Raw genomic sequence first — 9,922 nt, 5'->3', positions numbered from 1 at the left:
GTAGCAAGCGAATGGAACTGGAAATGTTGAAGATTCGTGAGATCCGCTCCGAGTCCGGGATCATTCCTCGACTCGCAGTGCGGTGGTTGATGATCGCGCTCGCCACGATCTTTGCATTCTGGCCCACCTGGACCAAGCTTTGGCAGAGCACGGCCAGCGGAACTGCCATCGGCTACGTCTTCGCTCTACCGCTCTTGTGTTTGGTTGCCTCCGTCGGAACAGACTTGAGGCGCGGCCCGGAGCTTCCTATTCACGATCGCGAGACCGACAAGATAGTCGGCTGCATCGGCCTCTTCGTCGCATTGGGACTCCAAGCGCTCCTGCTGCCGCGTTTTGCCGAGACCTACGAATTGATGCATATCGACGTGATCGCGGCGTGGGTATTCGTCTGGAGCGCAGCGGTTCTGATGTTCGGCCTCCGTCCGGTCAATCGGTATTGGGCAATCTGGGTGGTCCCGGTCATCTTGGCGCCGCTACATTACCGCGCCATCGCGACCGAAATGGGCGGGACCCGTTTCGACTACAGCGTCCTCATGGTGCTGGTCGCGTCTGCCGCGACCACGATCGCCGTCAGTAGAACGTGGAGGCGAGGGGCGATCGCCTTTGTCGCCGCAACGGTGCTCGGTGTGGTGGTTCTCTACGTCACGATTCAGAAGTATCCCACTGCTCCGCTTTTCGCCGTGCAGTTGTTTCCGGCGCTCGGAACCGCAATCGTCGTCGGTGGCGCCTTCTATCTGTACGAACGCCGGGGAAAGTCGCTCAAACCGTTCGATCGACCACTCCGAAAGCCTTCGACAGCCACGAGCAACTGGACCATCCTTGCGGTGTTTGCCGCCGCAGTGCTGATGTTCTTCACACCGCTGCCACCGACAAGTTTGACCGTCAACGTCGGTCCGCCTCCGGCTACGGCCGATCCTCGACTGGTCGTTCCACTGGGCTGGCATCAGATTGCAGCATCCGAATACGACTGGCCCCGTCGGTACTTCGGCAGCACCTCCGAACTGAGCCGTCAGACAATTCGGGCCGACACTCCGAATCCCGCTTGGGACGCGCAGATGCGGCCTCGCACGGTACAGCTTGACGTCGTCCAGGTCCGGCGGCCCTCCACGCTCGCCGTGTACCCCAGCAAGACCACCTACGACCTGGAGAACGCGAGAGTCAGCCCGACGGTCACGGTGGAGTTGCCGCACGGGATCGTCGCCGAGATGTACACGATCGTCGACGACGCTCTCCTTCTCACATGGAGCAATCTCAATTTCGTCTGGACGCGGGGCGACGGAGCCGCGCAGCGAGTCAGCCTGATCAGCGTCGACAATCACGATCCCGACGCCTACTTCCCCGAACCGAAGCCGTCGATGGCGTCCAACGGTAGCAATACCCTCGCCGTTCTACTGCGTGGTGAAACCTCGACCGAAGACACCGAATCCGAGTACAAGGACCTGGACATGCTCGAAGCACTCGCTCGACTACTCGTGGAGGCTCAGACGTGGTGAACGAAAACCGAAGCCAGTCCAACAGTGTTGTGGTCAGCGGCGACCCGGATACAGCGGAGTACCGCGAGGCCGCCCTGCACGATGCAGTGAACGGTCTACGCGAGCGCCATCCGATCTCGTCCGCCTCCGTGGCCTTCTATCCGTGGCAACGAAATACGTTGTTGGCAGGCTTCGCACTAGTCGTCATCAGCCTCGTGCTCTTCCTCGTCCCAACTCTCATCGCGCTGACACTGATCTGCACCATTGGATACATCTGGGCGATGGTCGACCGTCTGATCTTGTTCACGAGGGGTCTCGATGCGTCCTCGATCATGACGATCAGTGACGAAGAGGCACTGGCTCTTTCATACGACGACCTTCCCACGTACACCATTCTGGTCCCCGCATACAACGAGCCTGAAGTCGTCGGCGACCTCATCGCAGCCATGCGAGCGATCGATTATCCGGAAGACAAGATGCAAGTCCTTCTCCTATTGGAGGAAGATGACGCCGTCACTATCGAAGCCGCTCTTGCCGCCGGCGTGGACGAGGTCGTCAGCATTCTGAAGGTGCCCGCGGCCGATCCACGAACCAAACCGAAAGCATGCAACTACGGTCTGCATTTCTCGACGGGCGAGATCGTCACGATCTACGACGCCGAGGATTCCCCCGACCCACTCCAATTACGGCGAGTAGTTGCAACTTTCGCGAAACTTCCCGAGAACACTGCTTGTGTTCAGGCCAAACTTGCATTCCACAACGGAACTCAGAACCTGTTGACCGCGTGGTTCACCGCCGATTACGCGCTGTGGTTCAACTTCATCCTCCCTGGATTGATGCGGAGCAATTCACCGATTCCTCTCGGCGGTACCTCGAATCACCTACGACGTAGCGTCCTCGACGAGATCGGTGCGTGGGATCCCTTCAATGTCACGGAGGATGCGGACCTCGGGGTACGGATTGCCGAGAGCGGATACCGCACCGCGGTGTTGAATTCCACCACGCTCGAAGAAGCCAACAGTGACACGATCAACTGGATCAGACAGCGCTCGCGTTGGTACAAGGGCTATTTGCAGACGTGGCTCGTCCATATGCGCCAACCCGTGAAATTATGGCGAGGATTGGGCCCGATCGGCTTTCTCCGCTTCACGATTCTCATGGCCGGCACACCTTTGGTCGCCACTTTGAACATGGTGTTCTGGCTCATCAGTCTGGACTGGATTCTCGGACAACCTGAAGTGATCCACCAGGTCTTCCCCAACTACGTCTATTTCCCCGCGTTGATCTCTCTGGCATTCGGTAACGCCGCTGTTCTCTACATGAACCTCGTGGCGTGCCGAGAAACGCGAAACGCGATGCTCCTCCTCGCCTGCCTGACTGCTCCGTTGTACTGGGTGCTGATGAGCATCGCGGCGATCAAGGGGACCTACCAATTGATTCGCAACCCGTCCTACTGGGAAAAAACCTTCCACGGTCTGAACACGTGACAACGCAATCCTTCACGTTCTACACAGGTGTGAGTTATGTCTACTGGTCCGCCTCACCCACAATTTCACCCGATTTCGGGTTTCAACGGAAAACACACAGCTAGATGGTCGCGGTAAACACACAATCCAGTCACAAAACTTAACTACCGGTACGCGAGAACCGCGGTGATTGGTTGCCGAATGATCACAGATCGGCCGTCGAGCGCCTTAAGTGCCGAGACGGCACTGGCTTACCGCGCAGCACTCAGGCACTATGACCGGTATGAGCGGTTTTTCGGAATGGGTGAAGCATCAACTGGAACTTCGCCAAGAAACAGACGTAGCCGATGCTGCGCGTGCGCTGGGAATACGCCCCTCCGAGCTTGGTCGGTGGCTGTCCGCGAAACGCCCTCCCACGCAGGACACGATCAGAACTGCTTGCCGCGTCTTCGACGTCCACGTACAGGAAATTCTTGTCGCGGCGGGCTACATGACACCCGACGAGTCGGGTCTGGACGACAAGCCGATTTCACTGTCGTCACTCAGCACCCGAGATCTCCTCGATGAACTGGCGAGACGCTCCGTCGCATAGCCTCGCAAGTCAGTAGGTCAGCTGCGGATCCGGCTGATCCAGTCGTTCCTTGAGCCAGACTCTCAATTCCGGTCCGTACTCGGTGCGACTGAGCGCATGGTCGAGAGAGGCCCGCAAAAATCCGCCCGGGTTTCCCAGATCGTGACGCGTTCCGTGATGGACGACGACGTGAACCGGATGCCCCTCTGCAATCAGCAGCGCTATCGCATCCGTCAGTTGCAGCTCGCCACCCTGCCCTGGCGAGATTCGTCTGAGCGCGTCGAACACGGCGCGATCGAGAAGGTAGCGTCCGGCCGCAGCGAGAGTGGATGGAGCATCCGCTGGTGCGGGCTTCTCGACCATGCCGACGACGGCAAGCACATCGGGATCACCGCCCTCCACAGGCGCTTGGACGTCGAATACTCCGTAAGCACCAACACGATCCGGCGCGACGTCGAACGCGCACAACACGGAACCGCCTCGCTCGGCACGTACCTTCGCCATCGCGTCGAGAACACCGCAGGGGTGGACCAGATCGTCCGGAAGCAGCACCGCGAACGAGTCCTCGTCCGCATCCAGCACCGATTCGACAAGACCCACAGCGTGTCCCAATCCCAGCGGAGACTCCTGCACAACCGGCTCCACCGAGATCAGGCCTGGAGCCCGGCGCACACGCTCGAGTAGATGATGCTTCCCGCTGGCGGCGAGCTTGCCCTCGAGCACCAGATCCTCGACGAAATGCCCGACGACCGATGCCTTGCCCGGCGCAGTGACGATCACCAGACGTTCCGCGCCTGCTTGCGCCGCTTCGCTTGCGACCAGCTCGATCCCGGGTGTATCGACCACGGGGAGCAACTCTTTCGGAACCGTCTTGGTGGCCGGGAGGAAGCGAGTCCCCATCCCGGCAGCCGGCACCACAGCAGTCTTGAAAGCCCGTTCAGCGCACCCAGTCATCGTTCACCTCTCCGCTCACGCGATGTTTCACACAATTACCGTTACGCGCATGCAGCGATCGTCCCCTCATTTCGACGACCGAAGCTCACACCGCATGTACAGCCTGCGCACAAGGTTTACCGGGCGACCGATGCCGTCGCAAGTTGACCCGAACTCGGAATTCGTTGCGCGCGAGAGCTACACAGCACCCCCCGATGTCACTTCCACGAAGGGCACACGGCACTCCGCGCACTACCCGTTACCGCAGCGAACGGTTGAGATCCTTTTTCGACGTTGACCACGGCGGGACGTAGCAACTGGCCAAAGAGACAGGTACGACACAACTTCCGAACTCAGCACCTCAACCGGACCGTCCCCAGCCGACCCGGACGTAGGTCCTGGAGGCGTCGCATCGATGGTCCCGAGCGACTCCACAAGCCTTCAAGTTCGGTTATCCGCAGGTGAATGCCACTGAATACCATTGGATGCAAACGAAATACGGTCATCACGTCACAACACCAGGTTCAGGTTGTTATCAGATCGTGACCATACTCCCACTGGGCGGAACTCCTAGTGGACTACCAGCAGTGTCCTAACTTGCCAGTGAAGCGATCACGTCGAAGAGTGGATCGTCGGGCCCGATGTCCATTGTGCACTCGTTCGGCCGCGGATCCGGTACGAAGGCCCACAGGAGAGCTCCGGCCGTGCCGGCCGCCTTCTGCCCCGTCAGCTTCGTCTCGATATTCGTGGCTCGGGTTGCCAATGATTCACAACTGCCCGCCAATTCGCCTGTCTCAGCGACCAACAACGGCTTCGAGACGTTCGTGGCCTGTTCGATGCGACGCGCCAGTCCGTTCCACTGGTCGCCCGGAAGCGGAACCCCGTCTGCTCCGTAGTCGTGATACTGCAGAATGTCGACGAAGTCGGACTCGCTCACGTATTGGTAGTCGTCACCAGCAGTGCCGCACTGACCGCCCCCGACGTATCCCGCCGTGATCAGGGTGTTCGGATCGATCGCCCGAAGTTCGGCGCCTGCCGTGTCGAAGAACTCCCGCAACACCTGCGCGGAATCAGACGGGCACGTTCTTGTCCACCAATTGCAGGCGGCGTCGGTACACAGGCTCGGTTCCGGCTCCCCCACCAATTCCCACGCCGCGACGGAAGGCTCGTTCTTCCAACGGTCGACGGCGGTGTGCATCCAGTCCTGAAAGCTCATGGTGGCTCGACCTGGGATCAGGTTCGCAACCTTCCAGTCGTCGGTGTACCAGTCCCTGGATTTGAACAGCCCGTCATCACACCCGCTGTCCTGTGGTGAGAGCACCGGAATCGTGAACTGGTTGTGTCGCGCCGCAGCGTCGAACACCGCGTCCATCGGTCCGAAATCCATCTCCCCGGACACCTTGTTCACCGCGAGCGCTTGGAAGGCGTTGAAACGCGTGACGGAATTCGGTGGCAGAGAACCGAAGTAGGCATCGAGATCGACCATCGCGCCACAGCCGAAGTTCACCGACCAATCAGTGGCCAGTTGATAAGCATTGAGCCCGGTGGGCCACCACGGCTGTCCGTCGAGTGTCAGTCCGCTCGACGACGCTCCGACCCGAACCGTCTTGGGCGAATCGGCAACCACCGGCGTCGTGAACATTCCTGTCACGACCGCGACGGTTGCAAAGCTGACTACAGCGGCAGCGATACGGCGACGCACTGTGCCACGCACACGCGGACGCGCTTCTTCAGAAGACATCTACAACCATCCACGTCATACGGACAATCCTCCCACACGAATTCCCTCATCGACCCGTTTGACGTTCACCGGTCACGCGATACAAACGCCAGGCCGAAGGGTCCATGCCGCCGTCGTTGGGCACCTCGAGCACCAGTGCTCCCACACCGCCGGCACCGGTGTCGTACATCGTCGGATAACGCCGATTGACCGCGTCCGACACACCGCGACCGGTGTTCGGAACCGACAGGATGTACTCGACGTGATGTTCGGCCGGGTTGTTCAGTACGCGCACGAAGTCCGCATCGGAAGGCACGACGAATTGCCGAGGGTTGTTCGACGACGCCACGACGGCATAGCTCTGTACGGTGTCGAGCAGAACCGACCCCTCCGGCAGAGCCAAGTCGTCCAGGTACCTGGCGATGCGACGCTCGGCCGCAAACGTGCGTAGATTCGTCTGCTCCTCCAGGTTCTGGCGGCCCGGAATGATCGCGCTGGCAATGGAATGCTCGAGCACTGCGATCCGCGCACTACCCATCGCGACAAACGTGACCAGCGTCGAACCGACCAGCAAGCACAGGGAGATCACAAGAGGTAGAGACGGTCCCGCCTGCTCGGGGTACGTCGACACCGAGCGCGACGCAGCAGCCCCTGGTCGACGCGTGATGACCGGCGCTCCGCGAGGAGCGATCAGGACGACCAATACGAAACACAGCGGAATGATCGAAATGTAGAAGCGCAGAAGAGGAAACGTCGATCCCATCAGGTAGAGCAACGTCTGCGCTCCAAGGATGGCGCCGAACAGCACAAGAGGCACCACCACTTCGGTGTCGCGCCGCCGAAGTGCGCAGATGACTGCCAGAACCACGAACACCGGGAGCGCCGGCCCGAGTACGGCCATTTCGGTAATCGAGAACGCAAGGCGGGCAACCGGTGAGTCGGTTCCGGCACCAGCCTGTTCCAGGATGGAACTGTTCCCGTACACCGACGAGAACTGTTGGAACGCTTGACCCGTGATGAGCCAACTGGCAAACGACCACAAGGCGAAGGCCAGGAATCCCGGCATCAGCACGACGGCACCGTCGAGCGCTGCTGCCCAGAGCCGCAAGCCAGGTCCTGCGCCCTCGCCCCGCTCCTCCGCTGTCGGTTGAAAACGAAGCCAACTCACCACGGTCACCAGCACCACCGCGACAAACAGGGGTGCCAATGCGTCGTATCGAGTGAGGTACGCCAGAGCGAACGCGAGGCCCGCACCGATGAGGTCGTGTACGTCGTCGCTGCGCATCCACCGAATCAGTCGACGTGTCGCCCACAGAACGAAGAAAAGGAACGGAGCTTCGCTCATTCCGCTCGCCGCGTACATGACGATCATCGGATTGACAGCGAACAGCACGGTAAGGACGACGGTGACCCATCGCGGACACCCACGGTCGCGGCTGATCCCGCGTATCTGAATCACCGCGCCAGCCATGAAGGCCGCGGACATCACGACCGCAGTGATGTTCCACCGCAGCAGATCCGGCCACCAATGACCCATCAGGCCCATCGGAATCTGGACTGCCGCCGTCAACGGGGTGAACACGAATCCGATCGCCGCGAAGTGCGGATCACGGCTGAGCAGCATCGCCGACACCGCGGCGACACGACTGAGCGAATCGGTGAAGATGAACCCGATACCCGCGTTCATCCATACGCCCAACGCGGTGTAGATCGCGAAGAGCACGACGAACATCCGCCATGGCTTCCGGCCCGGTAGATCGTGGACCGCGACGGACAGGGCCGGGCGATCGGTGACGGTCACTGTCCGCGACGCCGAGCCACGAGCACACCACCGACGGCAACAGCGATCAGAACCACGGTCCCGAATCCGATCCAGCCGATCGTGACCGCGCTCAGTCCGGTCTCTTCTTCGGCCGAGGTCGCAGTGCCCAACGGGGCGACGTCGACTCCGACGTCGAACGGCTCACCTCCGCGAGGTGCGACCAGTAGATCGCCGGTCAGTTCTGCGAACCGGTCTTTCCCACCTTCCAACCAGTTGAGCAGACCGTCGGCATCGGCCGCATCACCCTCAGACGTCAGCGCCACTACTTCGTTGTGCGAACCCGAAACCACCTGCAAGGCACCGTATTGTCCACCGAATTCCAGACCCTGCAAGCGCAGGAGACCTTGATCTGCCGTGTCCATGGGTAGAGCCACCGGAGTGGGCAGCGTCCCGTCCGCCGCGATCAACAACGCCGGCAGCGAACTGGTCGCCGCGTCGCCGAACGGGAGCACGCGCGGTTGCAGCGGCAGATAGCTCAACCGCTGCATCGCGACAACGAGGCGCTGGGCTCGAACGAGATCTGCGAAATCACCGTGACTCAAACCGACATCGAGTGTGGGCAGCATCGACTGAGGCAAGGACTGGAATCCTCCAGGCGTCGGCGGGAATCCGGTAGTGGACGTGATGGTGCTGGCCGGATCCACAGTGAGCGAAGAAGGGCTACTGGTGCCGCACTGGAAGTCGCCGGTCACATCCATCGAGACCTCGAACGTCAAGTCGCGACGCAGGAGTTCGTTCGGAACATCGACGCCGATGTCGAAGCGCCCTGTCTCGTTAACCGTCTGCGAGGCGAGTCGTCTATCCCCGAGTGAGATCGACAGTTCTCCGTTACGCGAATTCGGTAGCGGGACATAGGAACCAATCATTCGCACCGAGACATCCTTCATCGGACGCCCCAGTTGCGACTGACTGAACGGGACGCCGACCTCGATGTGATTGAGACCGGAAGCCGTCAGCGTTCCGAGCTTCAGCTCACCGACGGTGATGGCGTCCTGGGAAATCTGGGCAACCGCGTTGTCCGGTGACGCCAGCGCTCTGCTCGCCGCCCAGTAGCCGTCGAAGTTCGCCGCCAAGAGACTGACCTGAGGAACGAGCATCTTGTCGTCCCCTGAAATCCGCAGCACGGGTGAACCATTCGGCGCCGTCGCGAGATCGATGCCGGCGTCCCCACTGTTACCGAGCACTACAGCTCTCTCGAACAGTCCCGGCTCAGCGGAGGGCAGACTCTGGCCGTTCGGCAGCTGCTCCACCACCACGGCACCAGGCTGACTTCCGTACTTGTTGACAATCGCTGCACTCAGTTGCAAAGCCGCACTCTGCTGCGCCCCTGACGAACCATCCGTGACGTAGATGGTTGCCTTCCTCAAAATCGGTGGGAAGAAGGTTGCAACAGTTGTGGGCTGTCGCTCTGCACCGTCGTAGGCGACAAAGGCATCCCGGAGCGCGAGGGGCTGGTATCTCGTTCGGTCGTAGCAGCGGTCGTCGACGGGAACTAGGTGAGCGATCATCGACACGGTCACACTACGGTCGACCACTTCGAGACCTTGCAAGGGAACCGAAATCGGTAACCCGGCCCCGGCCTGCCCGGCGTCGAAGTCGACGCGGCTCACCAATCTGCCGTCCGAAGTCACTTCGAGCCAGCCCCTACTGAAGTCGGTCGGGGCGGTCAGGATTCCGGTCACGGCTGTTGCGGTGAGTCCGTCCGGCACCGGCACGGTCACCAACACTGGTGCGTCATCGGAAGAGAACACGATGTCCGTTCCTCGGCCGAGTTCGGTGAAGGAGATCGGAGTTGTGGCTGCGGCGACCACCGAAGTATCTGCGTCGTCCTCGAAATCCTGGGCCGAGGCGACACTGCCGAGAGGAAGCAACAAAGTCACCGCGACAGCCACCGGCATTGCCAGCGCGCGCGTCAGCCAGGTTCGAGAGTGGCCCATC

The 9,922-nt window shown here is 60.9% G+C and carries 7 protein-coding genes; 3 read left to right on the top strand and 4 right to left on the bottom strand.

Annotation, left to right across the window (positions count from 1 at the left end; translation table 11 throughout):
- Positions 1-23: 23 nt before the first annotated feature.
- The 3 genes from R4P70_RS12260 (at position 24) to R4P70_RS12250 (ending at position 3,530) form a co-directional block, all read left to right on the top strand.
- Positions 24-1,493 (top strand): hypothetical protein, encoded by a 1,470-nt coding sequence (locus R4P70_RS12260; RefSeq protein ID WP_264614013.1) that lies wholly within the window; start codon positions 24-26, stop codon positions 1,491-1,493.
- Positions 1,487-2,959, top strand: a complete 1,473-nt coding sequence (locus R4P70_RS12255; RefSeq protein ID WP_082148575.1) for a glycosyltransferase — start codon at positions 1,487-1,489, stop codon at positions 2,957-2,959. Before R4P70_RS12260 ends, R4P70_RS12255 begins: the two co-directional genes overlap by 7 nt.
- A gap of 262 nt (positions 2,960-3,221) precedes the next feature.
- Entirely contained in the window at positions 3,222-3,530 is a 309-nt protein-coding gene (locus R4P70_RS12250) for a helix-turn-helix transcriptional regulator (RefSeq protein WP_317830870.1), read from the top strand.
- Positions 3,531-3,539: 9 nt separating this feature from the next.
- Here R4P70_RS12250 and R4P70_RS12245 read toward each other — a convergent pair whose 3' ends face one another.
- The 4 genes from R4P70_RS12245 to R4P70_RS12230 form a co-directional block, all read right to left on the bottom strand.
- Positions 3,540-4,463, bottom strand: a complete 924-nt coding sequence (locus R4P70_RS12245; RefSeq protein WP_019747444.1) for a UTP--glucose-1-phosphate uridylyltransferase — start codon at positions 4,461-4,463, stop codon at positions 3,540-3,542.
- A gap of 571 nt (positions 4,464-5,034) precedes the next feature.
- Positions 5,035-6,183 (bottom strand): hypothetical protein, encoded by a 1,149-nt coding sequence (locus R4P70_RS12240; protein ID WP_020968736.1) that lies wholly within the window; start codon positions 6,181-6,183, stop codon positions 5,035-5,037.
- Positions 6,184-6,229: 46 nt separating this feature from the next.
- A complete protein-coding gene (locus R4P70_RS12235; RefSeq protein ID WP_021343189.1) occupies positions 6,230-7,963 on the bottom strand; it encodes a glycosyltransferase family 39 protein in 1,734 nt (577 codons plus the stop codon).
- Positions 7,960-9,921: a hypothetical protein gene (locus R4P70_RS12230; protein ID WP_205907559.1), complete on the bottom strand. Its 1,962-nt coding sequence runs from the start codon at positions 9,919-9,921 to the stop codon at positions 7,960-7,962. Before R4P70_RS12230 ends, R4P70_RS12235 begins: the two co-directional genes overlap by 4 nt.
- Position 9,922 lies beyond the last annotated feature (1 nt).

This window comes from Rhodococcus sp. IEGM 1241 (assembly GCF_033142365.1).
GTDB classification, from domain to species: Bacteria; Actinomycetota; Actinomycetes; order Mycobacteriales; family Mycobacteriaceae; genus Rhodococcus_F; species Rhodococcus_F erythropolis.
Note: the sequence above shows the minus strand (reverse complement) of the source record. Positions and strands in the feature narration are given on the sequence as shown.

What these genes read in the sequence shown, in the direction of transcription:
- R4P70_RS12260 (WP_264614013.1), top strand. Translation starts at nt 24, where the DNA reads ATGTTGAAGATTCGTGAGATCCGCTCCGAGTCCGGGATCATTCCTCGA.
- R4P70_RS12250 (WP_317830870.1), top strand. Translation starts at nt 3,222, where the DNA reads ATGAGCGGTTTTTCGGAATGGGTGAAGCATCAACTGGAACTTCGCCAA.
- R4P70_RS12245 (WP_019747444.1), bottom strand. Translation starts at nt 4,463, where the DNA reads ATGACTGGGTGCGCTGAACGGGCTTTCAAGACTGCTGTGGTGCCGGCT.
- R4P70_RS12240 (WP_020968736.1), bottom strand. Translation starts at nt 6,183, where the DNA reads ATGTCTTCTGAAGAAGCGCGTCCGCGTGTGCGTGGCACAGTGCGTCGC.
- R4P70_RS12230 (WP_205907559.1), bottom strand. Translation starts at nt 9,921, where the DNA reads ATGGGCCACTCTCGAACCTGGCTGACGCGCGCGCTGGCAATGCCGGTG.